Source organism: Arthrobacter sp. D3-16, assembly GCF_054408515.1.
The window spans coordinates 2,398,258-2,417,451 of record NZ_CP096437.1; the positions used below are offsets into that span (position 1 = coordinate 2,398,258).

At 66.1% G+C, this 19,194-nt stretch carries 17 protein-coding genes; 2 read left to right on the forward strand and 15 right to left on the reverse strand.

Annotated elements, in window-relative coordinates:
- Window positions 1–32: 32 nt before the first annotated feature.
- The 11 genes from M1D32_RS11520 to M1D32_RS11570 all read right to left on the reverse strand — a co-directional run bounded on the left by M1D32_RS11520 (window position 33) and on the right by M1D32_RS11570 (window position 14,993).
- A complete protein-coding gene (locus M1D32_RS11520) occupies window positions 33–1,598 on the reverse strand; it encodes an ABC transporter ATP-binding protein (protein WP_458778811.1) in 1,566 nt (521 codons plus the stop codon).
- Window positions 1,599–2,336, reverse strand: coding sequence for an energy-coupling factor transporter transmembrane component T (locus tag M1D32_RS11525; RefSeq protein ID WP_458778812.1), 738 nt, complete (start codon window positions 2,334–2,336; stop codon window positions 1,599–1,601).
- 10 nt (window positions 2,337–2,346) lie between these two features.
- Complete coding sequence (locus tag M1D32_RS11530; RefSeq protein WP_458778813.1) at window positions 2,347–3,165, reverse strand: ECF transporter S component; 819 nt, start codon at window positions 3,163–3,165, stop codon at window positions 2,347–2,349.
- A 162-nt stretch (window positions 3,166–3,327) separates the two neighbouring features.
- On the reverse strand, window positions 3,328–4,353 hold the full coding sequence (locus M1D32_RS11535; protein WP_458778814.1) for a nucleoside hydrolase: 1,026 nt from the start codon (window positions 4,351–4,353) through the stop codon (window positions 3,328–3,330).
- 7 nt (window positions 4,354–4,360) lie between these two features.
- On the reverse strand, window positions 4,361–5,338 hold the full coding sequence (locus M1D32_RS11540) for an aldo/keto reductase (protein ID WP_458778815.1): 978 nt from the start codon (window positions 5,336–5,338) through the stop codon (window positions 4,361–4,363).
- Window positions 5,339–5,347: 9 nt separating this feature from the next.
- Window positions 5,348–5,908 carry a hypothetical protein gene (locus M1D32_RS11545; RefSeq protein WP_458778816.1) on the reverse strand — a complete coding sequence of 187 codons (561 nt, stop codon included), beginning with the start codon at window positions 5,906–5,908 and terminating at the stop codon, window positions 5,348–5,350.
- Window positions 5,905–6,522, reverse strand: coding sequence for a DUF402 domain-containing protein (locus M1D32_RS11550; protein WP_458778817.1), 618 nt, complete (start codon window positions 6,520–6,522; stop codon window positions 5,905–5,907). The genes M1D32_RS11545 and M1D32_RS11550 overlap by 4 nt, the downstream gene beginning before the upstream one ends.
- A complete protein-coding gene (gene dxs / locus M1D32_RS11555; protein ID WP_458778818.1) occupies window positions 6,519–8,492 on the reverse strand; it encodes a 1-deoxy-D-xylulose-5-phosphate synthase in 1,974 nt (657 codons plus the stop codon). Before dxs ends, M1D32_RS11550 begins: the two co-directional genes overlap by 4 nt.
- A gap of 127 nt (window positions 8,493–8,619) precedes the next feature.
- Complete coding sequence (locus tag M1D32_RS11560; protein ID WP_458778819.1) at window positions 8,620–11,445, reverse strand: aconitate hydratase; 2,826 nt, start codon at window positions 11,443–11,445, stop codon at window positions 8,620–8,622.
- Window positions 11,446–11,610: 165 nt separating this feature from the next.
- The gene (locus M1D32_RS11565) at window positions 11,611–13,020 is read right to left on the reverse strand and encodes a class I SAM-dependent RNA methyltransferase (RefSeq protein WP_458778820.1); all 1,410 of its coding nucleotides are present in this window, start codon (window positions 13,018–13,020) and stop codon (window positions 11,611–11,613) included.
- Window positions 13,017–14,993, reverse strand: a complete 1,977-nt coding sequence (locus M1D32_RS11570; RefSeq protein WP_458778821.1) for an APC family permease — start codon at window positions 14,991–14,993, stop codon at window positions 13,017–13,019. Before M1D32_RS11570 ends, M1D32_RS11565 begins: the two co-directional genes overlap by 4 nt.
- Window positions 14,994–15,113: 120 nt before the next feature.
- Here M1D32_RS11570 and M1D32_RS11575 point away from each other — a divergent pair, with 120 nt between their 5' ends.
- Both M1D32_RS11575 and M1D32_RS11580 read left to right on the forward strand, forming a co-directional pair.
- A complete protein-coding gene (locus M1D32_RS11575) occupies window positions 15,114–15,788 on the forward strand; it encodes a potassium channel family protein (RefSeq protein WP_458782175.1) in 675 nt (224 codons plus the stop codon).
- A complete protein-coding gene (locus tag M1D32_RS11580) occupies window positions 15,785–16,528 on the forward strand; it encodes a potassium channel family protein (RefSeq protein ID WP_458778822.1) in 744 nt (247 codons plus the stop codon). Before M1D32_RS11575 ends, M1D32_RS11580 begins: the two co-directional genes overlap by 4 nt.
- 4 nt (window positions 16,529–16,532) lie before the next feature.
- Here the strand turns inward: M1D32_RS11580 and M1D32_RS11585 are convergent, their stop codons facing one another.
- The 4 genes from M1D32_RS11585 to dut all read right to left on the reverse strand — a co-directional run bounded on the left by M1D32_RS11585 (window position 16,533) and on the right by dut (window position 19,058).
- Window positions 16,533–17,345 carry a DUF3159 domain-containing protein gene (locus M1D32_RS11585; protein WP_458778823.1) on the reverse strand — a complete coding sequence of 271 codons (813 nt, stop codon included), beginning with the start codon at window positions 17,343–17,345 and terminating at the stop codon, window positions 16,533–16,535.
- Window positions 17,342–17,701, reverse strand: coding sequence for a single stranded DNA-binding domain-containing protein (locus M1D32_RS11590; protein WP_458778824.1), 360 nt, complete (start codon window positions 17,699–17,701; stop codon window positions 17,342–17,344). Before M1D32_RS11590 ends, M1D32_RS11585 begins: the two co-directional genes overlap by 4 nt.
- Complete coding sequence (locus tag M1D32_RS11595) at window positions 17,694–18,407, reverse strand: DUF3710 domain-containing protein (protein WP_458778825.1); 714 nt, start codon at window positions 18,405–18,407, stop codon at window positions 17,694–17,696. The genes M1D32_RS11590 and M1D32_RS11595 overlap by 8 nt, the downstream gene beginning before the upstream one ends.
- A gap of 123 nt (window positions 18,408–18,530) precedes the next feature.
- Window positions 18,531–19,058, reverse strand: a complete 528-nt coding sequence (dut, locus tag M1D32_RS11600) for a dUTP diphosphatase (RefSeq protein ID WP_458778826.1) — start codon at window positions 19,056–19,058, stop codon at window positions 18,531–18,533.
- Window positions 19,059–19,194 lie beyond the last annotated feature (136 nt).

Consider the following 19,194-nt stretch of genomic DNA (forward strand, 5'->3'; position numbering starts at 1 on the left):
CTTCCGGACGAAGCCCCTTGCGTGTGCCCGCCTCAGCTTCCCAGCAGCCGCCCGCCGTCGAGCGTCATCAGGCGGTCCGCTACCGTGTGGGCGTAGGGCACGTCGTGGGTGACCAGGACGACGGCGGCGCCCGCCGCTGCTGCGGACCGGACCGCTGCGTCGAGTACAGCCAGGCCCTCCCCGTCCAGGGCAACCGTGGGTTCATCCAAGGCGAGGACCGACGGACTGCGGGCAAGGACTGTTGCCAGCGCCAGCAGCCGCTGCCGGGACGCCGGAAGCGCGGCCGGGTGGTCCTGGGCGGCGGCGGAGAGACCCACTGTGGCCAGGGCTGCAGCGGTTCTTTCCGCTGCTTCGCCTGCACCGAACCGCCGGTCCAGGCCGAACCGGACCTCACGGGCAGCAGTCCGTTCGAAGAGCTGGTCGCTCGGGTTCTGGAAAAGCAGTCCCACGGCAGCGGCCACCTCCCCAACCGGGACGCCGGCAATGTCCTTCCCGTTGACATGGACGGTACCGGACGAGGGCTGCAGCAAGCCATTGAGATGGCGCAGCAGTGTGGATTTGCCCGCCCCGTTCGGACCGGTCACGGCAACAACCTCACCCGGCTGGAGCACAAGGTCGATGCCCTGCAGCACGGTGCTCTGCTGATGCCCGGCGGCACTGCCGTTGGATCCCCGGGCCTTCCTGCCGCGGGCTGCTGTGGCCTGGTACGCGAAATCCACACCCCGCAGCTCCAAGGCAGGGGTGCCGGCAACACTGAAAGGGCAAGTGACTGCGGTGGACGCGGGCACGCTGAAATTCCGCTGCCCTGCCGGCCGCCGTGTAGCAACCGGCCGCCGGATACCGGCCGGCAGACGCTCCGGCGCCGCCATCACTTCCGTGGGTGTGCCGTTGGCCGCGACCGTGCCCGCGTCCAGGACAATCCAACCGTCGGCCTCGAGCAGCACCTCGTCAATCGCCTGGCTCAGGACGACGACGGCGGTCCCGCCGGCCACGAGCTTGCGCAGCAGCAGTGCGAGCCCGGCCGCCCCGGCGGTATCAAGGGAGGCAAAGGGCTCGTCCAGGACCAGCACCGCGGGCTCCAGTATGACCGCACAGCCGATGGCCAGGCGCCGCAGCTGGCCGCCGGAAAGCGTGCCCGGGTGGCGTTCCAGCAGCCCGGTCAGGCCCAGCATGCCGGCGGTGCGTTCTACTGCTTCATACATGCCGGCCCGCTCCGTACCGGCATTCTCCAAGCCGAACGCCAGTTCTTCGGCCGCCGTGGCGCGGACCGTGGACAGCGCGGTGGAGGCGTCCTGCGGAACGAATCCCACGCAGGCGCCCCACTGTGCAGGGTCGATGCGGGGGTCCTCCGCGGCTCCGCTGAAGTGCAGGCGGGTCCCCGCAACTTCGAGGTGTCCTGCCAGCCTTCCATCTGCCCCGGGAGACAACCAGCCCGCGAGGAGCCGGCCAAGCGTTGACTTGCCGCTTCCCGACGCGCCGAGGATCGCGGTGAAAGTTCCGGGGGCAAAGGAGACGTCTACGCCGCGCAGGACGGGAGCGTCATTGTCGTGGAAGGTAAGGCTCTTGATGCTGGCGGCGAGGGCACGCGAGGTCGTCACTCAGCCTCCCGCCGGCCACAGCCGGGCCACCACTGCAGCCGCGGCGGCCAGCACCAGCAGAATCCGCAGCCACCGCTGCACCGCCGGATCCGGCACGTCCCGGTAGCTGGTGCGGGGGCCGGTGCTGCCGAAGCCGCGGGCTTCCAGGGCAGCACCGCGGGTTGCGGCGTCCTCCACCAAAGCAGAGACCAGCGGGACTGCCTGGAGCCGGAAAGCTGCCACCCGATGGGGCAGGCCGCGCCGGATCACCAACCCCCGCGCTTCCTGGGCCTGCCGGATGCGGTCCAGCCTCGATGTGATGGCCGGCAGCAGGGTCAGGGTTGACGCCAGCACGAAGGCAAACCGGCCCTGCGCACCTTTGGCGGAGAGCGCCGCGACCAGGTCCGGCACGCTGACACTGAAGGAGAAGACCAGCAGGGCCATGACGGCGGCAGAAACCTGCACGGCCCGCTCGACTGCAAAGGAAAGTCCTTCAGCGGTGACGCGCGCGGGTCCCCACTGGGCGAGGATGATCTGCCCTTCCGGGAAAAACAGGCCGTGCAGGACCAGCAGGGACAAACACAGCGGCACCAGCACGGCGGCTGCCGCAGGCAGGAGCCGCCGGAACGTGCCGCCCAAGACCGAAAGGCCCACTGCGGCCGCGATCACGGCGAGGGACAGCGGCCAGCTTGCTGCCGCCGTCGTAATCACCGCCGTGCTGCCGGCAGCCGCGAGGGACGTCAGCGGATGCAGTCGCATGGGCAGGAGGTCAGGAATCCTGTCCGGGCGTCCGGCCGGCCAGGACGCGGTGCCGCCGGACAAACGGGAACTGCAGCGTTGCGCGGCGGGGCAGGGCATAGACCAGCACGGCCACCACCGTGAACACGATGGCTTTGTCCATGGGATCCGAGATCAGGGCCTGCTTGGTGATGGCGGCGAGGAGGGTGTCCCCCATCGAGCGGAAGGCGCTGACGATGGCTCCGGTGGCAACCCCGGACGTCCCGCCGAAGACGAAGGCCGCCACCGGTGCGGACACCACGCCGCCGATGATCCCGGTCGCAAATCCAGCAACGGGTGCGAGGTAGAAACGGCGGAAGAGTCCGTAGCGGGCAGCCACGCCTGCCAGGCAGCCAATCAATGCGGCGCCGGCGGCGAATGGCAGCACCGTCGGGTTGAAGAAGGACCAGACGATACTGCTCAACGCGCCGGTGGCCGCGCCGGCCGCCGGGCCGGCGAGGACCGCGATCAGTACCGTACCGATCGCATCAAGGTAGAACGGGACCAGGGTGCTGCCCACGAACTGGCCGAGCACGATGTTCAGTACCAGGGCCACGGGGATCAGCACCACGGTGGACGTCGGCAGGGCCGGCAGGACAGCGACGATGAGCAGGACGGCGCCCACGAGGAAACCGGACAGGGCAATCAGCGCCGAGGCGCTTCCCGGACCGCCGGTGATGTCGGTGGGCTGGTTGAGGACCAGGTAGATGTAGGTGCCGGCGATGGCCAGGGCACCGAGGATTTCCAGCAGCCGGCGTTTGCGGGCGGCGGCAGGTGCCGGAGACGGCAGCGTCAGGGAGGGCGATGACATGGAGTTCCTTCGGGTACGCACGGCCGGCCCGGGAATCCGCGGCCGGAATGGAACGCCGCCTATGTCACCTCGGCAGCTGCCGCCAGGCAGCTGCGCCTGTCCGGTCCGCGGACTATTCTACCGCGGCTGCCATGCGGTGTCGGGCCGGGGCGGTTTTTTGGTTCAGCCCACGCGCCGGGCCAGGCCGCCGACAGCGGAGACCAGCTCCCGGAACGCGGCCTCCGGATAGTTGGCGGACACCACCCGGGCGTTTGGCGGCTGGCCCCAGAGCCCGCGGAAGTCCGCCACCGTGGTCCCGATCAGCATCCGGGAACCTGTTTCCACATCCACGGTTGCCGGACGGGCCTCGAAATCCAGGGTGCCGGCGGCAACACCGGCGGCGAAATAGTCATGGACGTGGGCCAGGTACCCCTGGTCGTAGCGGCGGTGGAATTCGAAATAGAACCGCAGTGCATCGGACAGATGCCGGATCAGGGTGTTCTCCGATGTGCTGCGCTGGCCCTCCGGCTGCTCCGGCAGGACCAGTTCCGGCACCTTCGCCCCGGCCGCCTCAGCCAGTTGGCGGACATGCGCGGGCTGGAGCTCCATCCGCTCCGTGGTGTCCAGCGAGCAGATGATGGGAAGCTTTTCCAGCGGCCGGCCCTGGAAGGCGGCATAGACTTCCTTGGCCGCGTGCGGGTCCACGTGCGTGTTCCACTCGGCGGTGGGCGTTGTATTGCCCTGGTAGTAGAAGCTGCCGCCCATAATCACTACTCTGGCCAGCAGTTCCGGCAGCCGGGGTTCCTGCCGCAGGGCCAGCGCGAAGTTGGTCAGGGGTGCGGTGATGAGGGCGGTGAGCTCCCCGGGCCGTGCCCTCGCGTGCTCAACCCAGAGGTCGACGGCGTTCCGCTCCGAGACTTTGCCGGCCGGTTCCGGCAGGACCGCGTGGCCGATGCCCTGCGGCCCATGCGTTTCCGGAGTGGTCAGCAGCGGAATGGCCAGCGGTTCGCGCGCACCCACGGCCACTTCCACTCCATTGCGGCCGCAGAGTTCCAGCAATGCCAGGGTGTTGCGCGCCACCTGGTCCACATCAACATTCCCGGGGGTGGCGGTGACGGAAACGAACTCCGTGTCCGGAAGGGCGGCAAGGTAGGCCAGGGCCAGGGCGTCATCGATGCCCGTGTCCACGTCCAGCAGGAAGGCAGTCATGAGGGTCCTAGAACAGAGCCACCTTGGGGGCGGCAGGGAAAATACTGTCCAGCTCGGCGAGGTCCTTTTCCGTGGGAAGCCAGTCCGCTGATTCCGCGTTCTGCCGGACCTGTTCCGGCCTCGTGGCGCCGGCGATGACGCTGGCCACAGACGGCTGTGCCGCCAGCCAGGAGAACGCGACCTGGATCTCGCTCAGCCCGCGGTCCCTGGCAAAGCTGCTGAAGCTGTCCAGCTGGTCCCAGTCGGCGTCGTGGACCAGGTGCGTGCGGGTGTGGCTGAGCCGGGAGCCGTCCGGGGCGTGGCCGGGCGCATACTTGCCGGTCAGCAACCCATTGGCGAGGGGGAAATACGGCAGGACGCCCAGGCCGAATTCCTCTGCTGCCGGCGTTACCTCAAGCTCGGCCCGCCGGTCCAGGAGGTTGTAGTGGTTCTGGGTGGAGATAAAGCGGGCGCTTCCCAGTTCGCGGGCCACGTACTCCGCCTGGGCAATCTGCCAGCCGGCCCGGTTGGAGTGCCCGATGTAGCGGACCTTGCCGCTCCAGACGAGGGCATCCAGGGCGGACAGGGTTTCGTCGATGGGGGTGAGCGGATCCGGGGTGTGGAACTGGTAGAGGTCGATCCAGTCGGTGCCCAGCCTCCGCAGCGAGGCCTCTACTGCCTGGATGATGTAGCGGCGCGAGCCGCGGGCACCGAAGTCCGGGCCGCTGGCCCCCTTCATGTCCATCCCAAACTTGGTGGCCACGACGACGTCGGCCCGCCGGTTGCCGAGCGCCCTGCCGAGCATCGTTTCGCTGAGCCCGGGCTCCCGGCCGTAGGTGTCGGCGACATCGAAAAGGGTGATCCCGGCGTCCACCGCCGCGTGGACCACAGCATCCGTTGCTTCCTGGGTCTCGGTGGCAGTGTTGGCCCGGCCCAGGTTGTTGCAGCCCAGGCCGACGGTGGAGACGGTCAGGCCTGACTTTCCGACGCGGCGGTAGGTGGTCACGGACGCTCCTTAGAGGCTGAAGGTATTGGCGGGCTTGGCTGAGTGCTTGAGCTTGAAGTTTTGCGGGTCGCTGTAGGGCGCTGCGCCGATGCTGAGTTTGGTGAAGTCCAGGTCCTCACCGCGGCTGCAGACCTTGATGGCGGCGACTGCCTTGTTGACGTCGGGACAGAGGCAAAAGATGTTGAGCTTGTAGTCAGTGAATTCAGAGCGTTCCACCGTACCTAGTCCGCGCCAGGCGAGGTGGCTGATCAGCGCGTCCGTTGCCTTTTCTTCCAGGTAGCGGTCCCTGTCGGTACCCTCCCGGGTTTTCAGCGCGAACTGGGCCACAACCCAGAACTGTTCCTCGTCCGGAATTTCGGCGTAGCCGTCCTCGGCGCATTGGGCTGCAAAGGCGTCCAGAAGGCCTTCGGCTGCCTCGGGGTCCGGTACGTCGGTCTCCTCGGTTTTGCTCTGGTGGCCCACTGCTCCGTAATTCATGACGAACTGGTTGTAGTCCTCATCGAACCAGGCCTCCCGGAAATGGAGGGTACCCTCGTCGTCGCGTTTGTAGACCCTGACAATTCCGCTCATGAACGTCCCTTTGTAAACCATTCAACGTCGGTGCCGTCGAAGGGTGCCTGCTGTGCCTTGACGGCCTGGTAAAGCTGGTCCGCACCGGCCTCGAGTGCTTCCACCAGGGCTGCGGGGTAATCCATAGACACAAGGTGTTCGGCGAACTCGTCCTCGTCGTCGATGAACACACCGCGGCCTGCGGTCCGCACCACGTCCAGGTCCATGTCGATGACGTGGAACTCCGTCACGCCCGGCCGGATCCGGTGCCATTCGTGCGCCACGGCCAGGTCGATGTAGATCCGTACACCGCCGGGGTGGGCGTCGTCGTAGAATGTGGCCACCCAGTCGCCTTCCCGCGGGACCAGGAGTACGGCGTCGGACCTGGTGTAGAACGCGGCACCGGGACGGGAGCAGAATTCGTTGGTTCCCTGGAAGATCCACCAGCCGTGGCGGTCCTCGCCCAGGTAACGTCCGGGGACCACCCAGTGCGCCTTGCCGTTCCACTTCCGGTTTCGGGCAACTACCAGCTGGCCGGGCTCAAGGTGCCGGGGTTCCCGGCTGGGCCCGGGCTGGTCTTCAGCTGCCGGCTCGGCCACCACTCCCGGGTACTTGAGTAGGTCCTCTCCCCTCACAGGATCGGAAGGCTGCCGGTGGTGGGGTGCTGCTGGCCCGGCAGGGGACGCGCAAAGGGGACCTTTGTCCCGAGAACCTGGGCAACGACGTCGTGCGTTATCTGCTGGGCAGTCAGGCCCACGCGTTCCAAAACCTGCTTGCGGGTGCCGTGGTCCAGGAATTCAACCGGCAGGCCCACCTCATTCAGGGCGGTGTCCACGCCGGCCGCGCGCATCTCCTGGCGGATCCGGGAGCCCACGCCGCCGGCACGGACGCCGTCCTCGATGCAGATGACCAGGCGGTGGTGCGATGCCAGCGCGATGATGGACCGCGGAACGGGAAGAACCCAGCGCGGGTCCACCACGGTGGTGCTGATACCTTGGGCGCCGAGCCGGTTGGCTACGTCCAGGGCGAGCTCGGACATAGCGCCCACGGAGATGATCAGGACGTCGTTCTCGGTGGAACCGCTGGGCCTGCGGGACAGGACGTCCACGCCGTCGCTGAGGCGTTCCAGCGCTTCGACTTCGGCACCGACGGATCCCTTGGAGAACCGGACCACGGTAGGCGCATCGCTGATGGCCACGGCTTCGCGGAGTTCCTCGCGCAGCCTGCTGGCGTCACGGGGTGCGGCCAGGTGGAGGCCAGGGACGATCTGGACCATGGACATGTCCCACATGCCGTGATGGCTGGCGCCGTCCGGCCCGGTGACGCCTGCGCGGTCCAGGACGATGGTGACGCCGGCCTTGTGCAGGGCGACGTCCATCAGGAGCTGGTCGAACGCCCGGTTCAGGAAGGTGGCGTAGACGGCAACTACGGGGTGCAGGCCGCCGAAGGCCATGCCGGCCGCGGAGGTCAGGGCGTGCTGTTCGGCGATTCCGACGTCGATCACCCGGTCCGGGTGCCGGGCCGCGAACTTGTGCAGGCCCACGGGAATGAGCATGGCGCCGGTGATACCCACGACGTCCTTCCGCTCATCAGCGATGGCAGCGATCTCGTCAGCGAACACAGAGGTCCAGGACTGCGCCCCGGCGGTGCCGGTGGGTTCCCCGGTTTCGGGGTCGATGATGCCCACGGCATGGAACTGGTCCGCCTCATGCGCGCGTGCCGGAGCGTAGCCGTGGCCCTTTTCGGTCATGGCGTGCACGATCACGGGGCCCGCGTAGTGCTTCGCCGTGGCCAGTGCGTGCTCCATGGCCTGGAGGTTGTGGCCGTCCACCGGGCCGATGTACTTCATGCCGAGGTCTTCGAACATGCCTTGCGGCGCCCACCAGTCCTTGATGCCCTTTTTCATGGCATGAAGGCTCTTGTAGGTGAACTGGCCCGCCGGCCCGCCGTCCTGGAGCTTCTTCTTCCACCAGTCCAGGGCGCGTTCATAAGCCGGAGTGGTGCGGAAGGAATCAATGGTGGGGCGCAAGGACGCGAGGTAATCGGCAAAGCCGCCCACGGTGGCTGCATATGAGCGGCCGTTGTCATTCACCACGATCACCACACGGCGCCGCTTGTCCGCGGCGATGTTGTTGATCGCTTCCCAGGCCATTCCTCCGGTGAGGGCGCCGTCGCCAACGACTGCCACGACGTGGCGGTCGCCTTCACCCGTGAGCTGGCGGGCGCGGGAGATGCCGTCGGCCCAGGACAGCGACGAGGAGGCGTGCGAGCTTTCCACGATGTCGTGCTCGGATTCGGCCCGGGACGGATAGCCGGAGATGCCGCCCTCCTGGCGCAGGGTGCTGAAATCCTGGCGGCCGGTCAGCAGCTTGTGGACATAGGACTGGTGGCCGGTGTCAAAAACGATGCTGTCGCGGGGCGAGTCGAAGATGCGGTGCACGGCCAGCGTCAATTCCACCACGCCCAGGTTGGGACCGAGGTGCCCGCCCGTCTGGGAGACGTTCGTGATCAGGAAATCCCTGACCTCCGAAGCCAGCTGTTTCAGCTGTTCTTCGGACAACTCGTTCAGGTCCTGCGGATTCCGGATGGTGTCCAAGATTCCCAATGACCCCTCCTTCGGGTGGTAGACGTGCCGTTTAACTCTAACGCCTTGGTCCAAATGCAAAGCCGAAGCCCCGGCTGGTCGGTGACCGGCCGGGGCTTCGGGAGGTGGTGCCTGCTGTCAGAACCCGCTAGTTCACGGAGATCTGGCGCAGAACGTACTGCAGGATGCCGCCGTTGCGGTAGTAGTCCGCTTCGCCCGGGGTATCGATGCGCAGGACGGCGTCGAACGACGTCGAGCTGCCGTCCTCGGCAGTGGCGGTCACCTTGAGGGTCTTCGGCGTGGTGCCCTCGTTCAGGGCGGTGACGCCCTCAACCGAGAACGTCTCCGTGCCGGACAGGCCCAGGGTGGCAGCGGATTCGCCGGCCGGGAACTGCAGCGGCAGGACGCCCATGCCGATGAGGTTGGAGCGGTGGATGCGCTCGTAGCTCTCGGCGATGACGGCCTTGACGCCCAGCAGGGCGGTACCCTTGGCAGCCCAGTCGCGGGAAGAACCCGAACCGTATTCCTTGCCGGCCAGGACCACCAGCGGGGTGCCGGCTGCCTGGTAGTTCTGCGAGGCGTCGTAGACGTAGGCCTGCGGGCCGCCTTCCTGGGTGAAGTCGCGGGTGAAGCCACCTTCGACGCCGTCCAGGATCTGGTTCTTGATGCGGATGTTCGCGAACGTTCCGCGGATCATCACCTCGTGGTTGCCGCGGCGGGAACCGTAGGAGTTGAAGTCCTTGCGCTCCACACCGTTGGCCAGCAGGTACTGGCCGGCAGGGGTATCGGACTTGAAGGAACCGGCCGGGGAGATGTGGTCGGTGGTGACCGAATCGCCCAGCTTCAGGAGCACGCGGGCGCCCGTGATGTCCTTGACCGGCTCAGGCTGTGCCTGCATGCCCTCGAAGTACGGGGGCTTCCGGACGTAGGTGGAGTTCGGATCCCAGGCGAAGGTGTCACCGGCCGGCGTGTCGAGCGCCTTCCAGCGGTCGTCACCCTCGAAGACGCCTTCGTAGCCCTTGGCGAACATTTCCTTGTCGATCGAGGAATCGATGACCTGCTGAACCTCAACCGGGTTCGGCCAGATGTCCTTCAGGAACACATCGTTGCCGGCCTGGTCCTGGCCCAGGGCGTCGGTTTCGAAGTCGAAGTCCATGGAACCGGCCAGGGCGTAAGCGATGACCAGCGGCGGGGAGGCCAGGTAGTTCATCTTGACGTCCGGGTTGATGCGGCCTTCGAAGTTGCGGTTGCCCGAGAGGACAGCCGCGACAGCGAGGTCGTTTGCCTGGATGGCTTCCGAAACTTCGGCTTCCAGCGGACCGGAGTTGCCGATGCAGGTGGCGCAGCCGTAGCCCACGATGTAGAAGCCGAGCTTCTCCAGGTAGGGGGTCAGGCCGGACTTCTCGTAGTAGTCGGTGACCACCTTGGAGCCGGGCGCAACGGAGGTCTTGACCCACGGCTTGGACGTGAGGCCCTTGTCGACGGCGTTGCGGGCCAGGACCGCGGCGGCCAGCATGACCGACGGGTTGGAAGTGTTGGTGCAGGACGTGATGGATGCAATGGTGACTGCACCGTGGTCCAGCTCGAACTCGCGGCCGTCAGCCATCTTGACCGGAACAGGCTGGGAGATGCGTCCCGCTCCCCCGTGGCCCGCCGAGTACTTCGGGGGCTCCCGGTCTGTGTCGGAGATGTGCGTGGTTCCGGCGGTGAAGGACGGCGAGTCGGAGGCCGGGAAGGTCTCCTCAAGCGATTCGTCCAGGGTACCGGCGTCAGCGTCGTGGGAGACGTAGTTCTTCAGGTCGTGCCTGAACTCGTCCTTGGCCTCGGTCAGTTCGATCCGGTCCTGCGGGCGCTTGGGGCCGGCGATGGACGGAACAACCGTGGACAGGTCCAGTTCCAAGTACTCGGAGAACTTGATCTCGCGGGAGGGATCGTGCCAGAGGCCCTGTTCCTTGGCGTAGGCCTCAACGAGGGCTACGTTCTGGTCCGAGCGGCCCGTGAGGCGCAGGTAGTCCAAGGTGACGTCGTCGATCGGGAACATTGCAGCCGTGGAACCGAATTCCGGGCTCATGTTGCCAATGGTGGCGCGGTTAGCCAGCGGCACAGCGGCCACGCCTTCGCCGTAGAACTCCACGAACTTGCCCACAACGCCGTGCTTGCGGAGCTGTTCGGTGATGGTGAGCACCACGTCGGTTGCGGTGGCGCCGGCCGGGATGGACCCGGTCAGCTTGAAGCCCACAACGCGCGGGATCAGCATGGAAACGGGCTGTCCCAGCATGGCGGCCTCGGCTTCGATGCCGCCGACGCCCCAGCCGAGCACACCCAGTCCGTTCACCATGGTGGTGTGTGAGTCGGTACCAACGCAGGTATCCGGGTAGGCGCGCAGGGCGCCATCAACGTCGCGGGTCATCACGGTGCGGGCCAAATACTCGATGTTGACCTGGTGCACAATGCCGGTTCCCGGGGGAACCACCTTGAAGTCATCGAACGCCGTCTGGCCCCAACGCAGGAACTGGTAACGCTCCCCGTTGCGCTGGTATTCGATCTCCATGTTGCGCTCCAGCGCGCCGGAGTTACCGAAGGCATCGATCTGGACCGAGTGGTCGATCACCATCTCGGCCGGTGCCAGGGGATTCACCCGCTTGGGGTCGCCGCCCAGTTCCTTGACCGCTTCACGCATCGTCGCCAGGTCAACCACGCAGGGAACGCCGGTGAAGTCCTGCATGATCACGCGGGCGGGCGTGAACTGGATTTCTGTATCGGGCTGGGCGTTGGGATCCCAGCCTGCCAAGGCGCGGACGTGATCGGCAGTGATGTTCGCGCCGTCCTCGGTCCTCAACAGGTTTTCAAGCAATACCTTGAGGCTGAACGGAAGGTTTTCTGAACCTTCAACGGAGTTCAACCGGAAAATTTCGTAATCGGTTCCGGCTACATTAAGTTTGCCTTTTGAACCGAAGCTGTCCACAGTGCTCATCGCAGGACTCCTCTCGCAACAGTTTCATCTTTGTCGCGCGGTTGACCGCCTGCTAGTTAGGAGGCCCTAATTAGTGCAGGGCCCGAAAATTGCACACGGCCGGCCGTGATTACGGAGCGCGACGTGGGACTACTACCGCCATAGTAGTCGATCCCGCTTCCGGTATCAGGGACGAGGTGTCAGCAGCGCGACTGTCTCCAGGTGGTGGGTGTGGGGGTAGAGGTCGAAGGCGCGGAGGCCTGCAAGATCCCAGCCGGCCTGCCGGAAGTAGCCCACGTCCCGCGCGAACGATGCCGGATCGCAGGATACGTAGGCAACGGCGCGCGGGCCCGCCGCAACAAGCTGGCTTACCACTGCCTTTCCGGCGCCGGCCCGGGGCGGATCAAGGATCAGGGCGTCGAAGTCCCGCGGTTTCTGGCGGAGGACCCGCTCGACGCGGCCCTGGACAATCTCCACCTGGGGTGCCGCGTGCAGGTTCTTGCGTGCGTCCCGGCTGGTTCCGGCAGCGCCCTCCACCGAGAGGACAGACCCCGTCTCCCCCACCGCGTCAGCCAGGACGGCGGTGAAGAGGCCGGCTCCCGCGTACAGGTCGGCCACCACCGCGCCCGGGTGGAGGAAGCCGCCGCCATGAAGGAAATCTGTGACAGCCCCCACAAGGGTCCCGGGCGCGTCGCGGTGGATCTGCCAGAACCCTGCCCCGGTCACCCGGTACTCGTGCCCTGCGGCGGATTCCTGCACCCACAGCCTGCCCCGCACCTGCTGTACGTCCTCGGTGGTGGGGTCGAAGGCGGCAACGGAGACATCAGCGGGAAGTTCTGCTGCGATGGCGCTCAGGCGTTTGGGCTTGGTTCCCTTGGCCGCAGCCAGCAACACCAGAGGGCGCGAGCCGTTGGCCGGTGCGGCCACCTCCACGCGGTCAACGCCCTGCAGGTCGATGTCCCACAAGCGGAGGCTGTTGATGGCATCGATGGCCAGCGGCATTTCGTTGATGGGAATGATGTGCCCCGAGCGGTGCGCATGCATGCCGAGCTTGCCGCCGGGGGTGACCGAAAAACTTGCCCGCGTCCGCCAGCGGAGGCCGTCCCCGCCGTCGGCTGTTGCCTCGGCGCCTGCATCCGGCGCCGGGGTGGGGCCGCCCACGGCTTCCACCGTGCCGTCCCAGCCGTCCGGGAGCTGTTCGACGCCGGCGAGCCGCTTGAGCTGTTCAGTAAGCACGTCTGCCTTGAGGCTCCGCTGGCGGGCCAGGGTGATGTGGCCGAACTCCGCTCCGCCCACAGGAGGATGACCGTGGCCCCAGGCGCGGCGGGAATCTGCAGGGCGCCAGAAGTGGTCCACGCGGTCCGGTGATGCTTCAAGCACCTCAACCACGTCGGCGCGCCAGAACTTGGCCTTTTCGTCGGCGTCCGTCAGCCGTGCCCGCACTTTCTCGCCGGGGATGGCGTGCCGGACAAAGATGACGCGTCCTTCATGCCTTGCGACGCAATGGCCGCCGTGTGCCACGGGTCCGACGTCGAGCACGACGTCCGTGCCCGCTTCTCCGGTCAATGCCGGCTGGGTTTGTGTCTTTGAAGTCATTGGATGTCCTGCAGGTTCTTTGCTTCTTCGGATGATTTGAGCTGCCAGGGAACGCTTGCCACCATAACGCCGGGTTCGAAGTGGAGCCGGGTCTTGATGCGCAGGGCGGTCTGGTTATGCACCAGTTGCTCCCACCACTTGCCCACGACGTATTCGGGGATGTAGACCACGATCAGGTCCCGCGGGGAGTCACGCCGCATCTGCTTGACGTACTCCATGATGGGGGTAACCGTCTCGCGGTAGGGGCTGGCCAGGACGGTCAGCGGCACGGGAATGTCAAGCTTTTCCCAGTCGGCAACCGTACCTGCGGTTTCCTCAGGGTCGATATCCACCGTCACCGCGTCCAGCCTGGACGGCCGGGACGCGCGTGCGTAGGCCAGCGCCCGCAGGACGGGCTTGCGAACATGCGACACCAGCAGCACGGCATGCACCCGGGTGGGCAGGGCACGGGGGGACGAGTCCTCATCCACTGCCAGTTCCCTGGCCACGTTGTCGTAGTGCGCCCTGATGCTCCACATGATCAGGAAGAGGACGAACATGGCGAGCAGAGCAATCCATGCCCCTTGCTCAAACTTGGTGACCAGCACAATGACCAGGACCAGGGCGGTCATGCCGAAACCGATGCTGTTGATGGCGCGGGACTTGGCCATCCGGCGTCGGACTCCCTTGTTCCTGGCCAGCTTCAACTGCCGGCCCCAGTGCCGGACCATCCCCAGTTGGCTTGCCGTGAACGAGATGAAGACGCCCACGATGTACAGCTGGATGAGCTTGGTGACGTCCGCGTTGAAAGCGAGGATGAGCACCAGCGCTCCCGCGGCGAGGGCAAGGACGCCGTTGCTGAAGGCCAGCCTGTCGCCCCTGGTGCGCAGCTGGCGCGGCAGGTAGCCGTCCTGGGCAAGGATGGATCCCAGCACCGGAAAGCCGTTGAAGGCCGTGTTCGCGGCAAACACCAGGATGATGCCGGTGGCAGCCACCACGACGTAGAACAGGACGGATCCCGGGCCGAAGATGGTCTGGGCGATCTGGCTGATGGCGGGGGTCTGGATGTAGCCCTCCGGGAGCGGGCTGCCGTTCAGCAGGAACTCCGTGGCGGGGTCGAGGACGATGTGGACCTTGGTGGCGTTGGCCAGGTACATGATGCCCGCAAGCATGGATGCGCCGATGACGCCCAGGAGCAGCAGCGTGGTGGCCGCGTTCTTGCTCTTGGGCGGCTTGAAGTTCGGCACGCCGTTGCTGATGGCTTCGACGCCGGTGAGAGCTGCGGCGCCGGAAGAAAAGGCACGCAGCAGGAGGAAGGCGCCGGCAAGTCCCACCAGCCCCTCATCAAAGCCGGGTGCCGGAACAATGGTGAACGCCGCGGAGGGCGCTTCACCCAACTGGCCCGTGGCCGCCTGGAAAATGCCCACGGCCGTCATGCCCAGGATGGAGGCCATAAAAATGTAGGTGGGTACGGCAAACACACTGCCGGCCTCTTTAACGCCGCGCAGGTTCACGAGCGCAAGGATCACCACGCCGATCGTGGCAATCAGGGCCTGCTGGCCGTGGAGGGCCGGGATGGCGGTGGTGACATAGTGGGCGGCCGATGACATCGACACGGCAACGGTCAGTACGTAGTCCACCAGCAGGGCTGACGCCACGGTGAGGCCGGCATGCTTCCCCAGGTTCTCGCCCGCGATCTCATAGTCGCCGCCCCCGGAAGGGTATGCATGGACGTTCTGCCGGTAGGAGGCAACCACGGTCAGCAGGACCACCATGACGGCCAGTCCCACCCAGGGTGAAAACGCCACCGCGCTGACACCTGCCAGTGCGAGGGTGAGCAGGATCTCATCGGGGGCATAGGCAACAGACGACAGGGCATCGGATGCGTAGACCGGTAGTGCGATCCGCTTGGGAAGCAGCGTGTGGGCCATCCGGTCATTCCGGAACGGCCTTCCCACGAGCACGCGCTTCGCGGCGTTCAATATTGTCAGCACTCCACAAAGCTAGTCTGATTCGCGGGCTGTGTCATGACGGCCGGTGGACAGCCGGAAGCAGGACGCTGACGGTAGAGTTCTAGCGGCAGGACCGTGGGGAAAGATGCAGAGGAGATACTGGTGGCGCATTTCGTGATCATGGGATGTGGCCGGGTGGGGGCGACGCTGGCGCATACGCTTGAAGACGCCGGCCACTCCGTGGCCATCATTGACCAGGACGACCGCGCTTTCCGCAGGCTCCGCCAGGGTTTCACCGGGCGCAAGGTCACCGGCGTCGGTTTCGACCGGGACACCCTCAAGCAGGCCGGCGTGGCCGACGCGTACGCCTTCGCCGCGGTCTCCAGCGGCGACAACTCCAACATCCTGGCCACCAGGGTGGCCCGGGAAACATTCCATGTACCGCATGTCGTGGCCCGGATCTACGATCCCGGCCGCGCCGAGATCTACCAGCGCCTCGGGATCCCCACCGTGGCGGCGGTGCGCTGGAGTGCGGACCAGGTGCTGCGCCGCATCCTTCCCGAACAGCACCTCGCCGGCGACTTCCGGGAGCCCTCCGGACGCCTGGTGCTCGCCCAGCTGGATCTCGACGCCGGCTGGATCGGCCACCGGATCAGCAGCATCGAAAAAGCGGCGAACATCCGCATTGCCTACCTCACCCGGTTCGGTGAAGGATTATTGCCCGACGCCGGGACCGCGTTCCAGGACGGCGACACCGTGCACGCCATGCTGCAGGTTGACCGCAGTGCCCAGGTGGCCCAGATCCTGGCCAAAGCCCCCGCCAAGGAGATTCAGTGAAAGTTGTGATCGTGGGGGCCGGCAGCGTCGGTTCGTCCATTGCCAGGGAATTGCTGGCGCACAAGCATGAGATCCTTTTGATCGATCTGAAGCCGGAGGTTATTGGACGGAGTGGACTCCGCGGCGCCCACTGGCTCGTGGGCGACGCGTGCGAGCTGAGCACGCTTCAGGGCGCCAAGGTGGAGGACGCGGACGTGGTGGTATCGGCCACCGGTGATGACAAGGTGAACCTTGTTGTCTCGTTGCTGGCCAAGACCGAATTTGGCGTCGGCCGAACCGTAGGCCGGGTCAACAATCCCAAGAACGACTGGATGTTCAATGATTCCTGGGGCGTGGACGTCGCGGTCAACACCCCGCAACTGATGACCGCCCTGGTGGAGGAAGCAGTGGAGATCGGCGACCTTGTCCGGCTCCTCACCCTCCAGACTGGGGTGTCCGCATTGGTGGAATTCACCGTTCCGCATGATTCACACGTGATTGGCCGGACCGTAGGGGAAATCCGTTGGCCGGAAGATTCCACGCTGGTGGCCATCCTGCGGGACCACGCCCCGATCACGCCCAGCCGGGACGACGTGATTGACGGCGGCGACGAGCTGTTTTTTGTGACCACCATCGCTGCCGAGGACGAGTTGCGGGCGTTGCTCTCCCCCGATTCCGCTGAGTCGCCGCAGCCCCGGCCGGCGGAAGACGCAGGTCACTTGGAGCAGCAAGGTCCCGAGGACGACGGGTTCGACGGGTAGGCGGCTAGCCTTTCGCGGGCGCGCCGTCCGCCGCTTCGTCTGCGACCGAGGCGGGCTTGGTAACGAGCCATGCGATCCAGACTCCCAGGATGTACAAAGGCGCACCCATGATGAGCCTTGTGGTGGCCAGCGCGGCAAACCCCTCCGGTCCCAGGAGGTAGAGGGGAACCTGCACCACAAGCCTGAGTACCAGGACCGCAACGATGATCCAGGTGCCGAGCCGGTACGCCTTGAGCCGGGCCGGGTCCTTGCGCCAGTCAAGGCCCTCATTGCGGATGAACCCGAACAGCAGCCCGGCCACCGGCCACTTCACGAGGATCGAAATCACCATTGCCACGATGTAGGCAGCGTTGGTGAAGAAGCCCGGCAGGTAAAAGTCCTCGGCTTTTCCGGTGGTATTGGCAACCCAGGCGGAGATGCCCACACCGACGACGCCGGCCAGTGCCTGCGTCAGGGGACGCCGCTGTACCAGCCTGACCACGGTGAAGACTGCCGCGACGGCCAGCGCGGCCACCAGCGAGACCGTGAGATCCTGCGTGATGGTGTACGTCACGAGGAACAACAGTCCCGGGAGGATGCTTTCGGCAATGCCCTGGACACCGCCGGCGCTGCGCAGCACATCCACCCGGCCGTCATGGGTCCGGTGCAGCCCTGCTTTGGCGGCGTAGTCAGCAGCGAGGCCAGCTACAGGGGAGTCTTCCTGGCCCGCATCGTCCGGCAGTTTGTCCTTGTCCGCGCCGTCCGAACCAGTGCCCTTCGGGCCTGCTCCGTTCGGACCTGGTGCACCGGAGGACGGGTGGGGCTGGGATGCAGTCATTCGTTCTCCTGGCGGGACAGTATCTCGTAGCGTGGATTGAACATGGTGGGCAGGCCGTCGACACGGGACAGCATGCCTTTGAGCCGCACTTCAGTGCCGGCGTCGATGCCCGGCACGCGCCGCCGCCCCAGCCACACCACACGGAGCCGCCCTCCGGGACCGGCAGCAGCACCGGCTCCCGATTCACGGGGATCAGCGTCCGTGACGATGGCACTGAAGGCAGCCGTCTGGTCCGCCGGGACATAGGTCACGGATTCAATGCGGCCGCGGCAGACTATCCGGCCCTTGTCCGGAAGCCGGCTGAGGGGAACATCGTCGTTTTCGTTCAGCGGAGCTCCCCCGGGCTTGTCAGCCAATCTGGGTAATTTCAGGACCACGTTCAGGTTCCTGAAGTGCAGGTGCAGCAGGCGGAGGTGTGGTGGTGGCGTCCTTGGGCAGCCGGAGCTGCAGCAGATCGCGCGGCGGCATGGGGCTGTCGCCACGGATCACAACTACCTTGCGGAACAGTGCTTCGAGGGGCTCCGCCGCAGGGCGCTCGAGTGCAGCAGCTCCACCCAGTACCCCGCGCAGGAACCAGCGGGGGCCGTCCACTCCAATGAAGCGCGCCACCCGGTAGCCTTGGCTGCCGTCCGGCAGTCCCGCGGGCAGCTTAGCCACGAGTTCGGTTCCGAACGTGCCCTCGACCTCCTCGACCTGTCCGCCCTGCACACCCACCGACTGGCCGATCTGCTCGCGGATCTCGTCCCAGAGCCCCTCGCTCTTGGGTGCTGCGAAAGCCTGGAGCTGGAGGCTGGAGCCGTTCAGGTCCAGGGTCACCGCGACGACGCGCTGGGTGGCTTCTTCCACCTCGAGCCGGAGCTGAAGCCCCTCGCTCGGGGTGATCAGGAGGGCGCCCAGGTCGACATAGCCGTCGCGGCTGCTGATTTCCGATTCGTCGAAGGGGCCGTTCGAGCGGCGTCCGGAACTGTCCACTGCCTCTTCCGCAGTCTCCGCCGCAGCGGACACGTCGTCCGGTTCGGCTGCTTGTTCCTTCTTGGCTTTCCTGCCGAGCCCAAAGACCATTGGGGTTTCTCCTTATGTGTGAAGTTGCCGGTCCGGCCCGTGGGGGGTCCCGCCGTCGTGCTCTGTTGCCGTCCGGCGCGCAAACGCCGGTGCGGCAGAACGGGTTGGGGAAGAGATATAGGGTCAGGCTTCCGGCGGTTTGAAGCCGCCGGTGGAGCCGAATCCTCCAGTGCCACGTACCGATGTGCTCAATTCGTTGACGGAGATGAACTGCGCGTACTCCACGCGCTGAATAACCATCTGTGCAATTCTATCGCCGCGGTGCAGCTCGATGCTCTGCTTAGCATCGGTGTTCAGGAGGGTGACAGCGATCTCGCCGCGATAACCGGCGTCCACAGTTCCTGGAGCGTTCACGATGGTGAGCCCGTGCTTGGTGGCCAGGCCTGAACGGGGATGGATCAATGCGACGAAACCCTCAGGAAGGGCAATAGCCACTCCCGTTGGGACCATCTTCCGCTCCCCCGGCTGCAGCACAACGTCCACGCGGGCACGAAGGTCTGCGCCGGCGTCGCCCGGGTGGGCGTAAGACGGGGCCTCCAGGTCCGGGTCCAGCATCTTCAGCTGGACCTGCAGGGTGGGAGCACCTGAAGCCGCGGCGGGCGCGGTTGCTTCAACGTGGAGAGTATCTACTGTGGCGGGATCATCAGTCACAGTCACTCACTCTAACCCGCACCCCCAAATCAGTCCTAGGGCAGGCCCCCTGCCCTGGAACGGAACCCGGGGAGGAAGCGGCTGCACGGGCAAGTGGATGCCGGTAAGGGGCGGCCCCACAAGATGAAATAGCCGC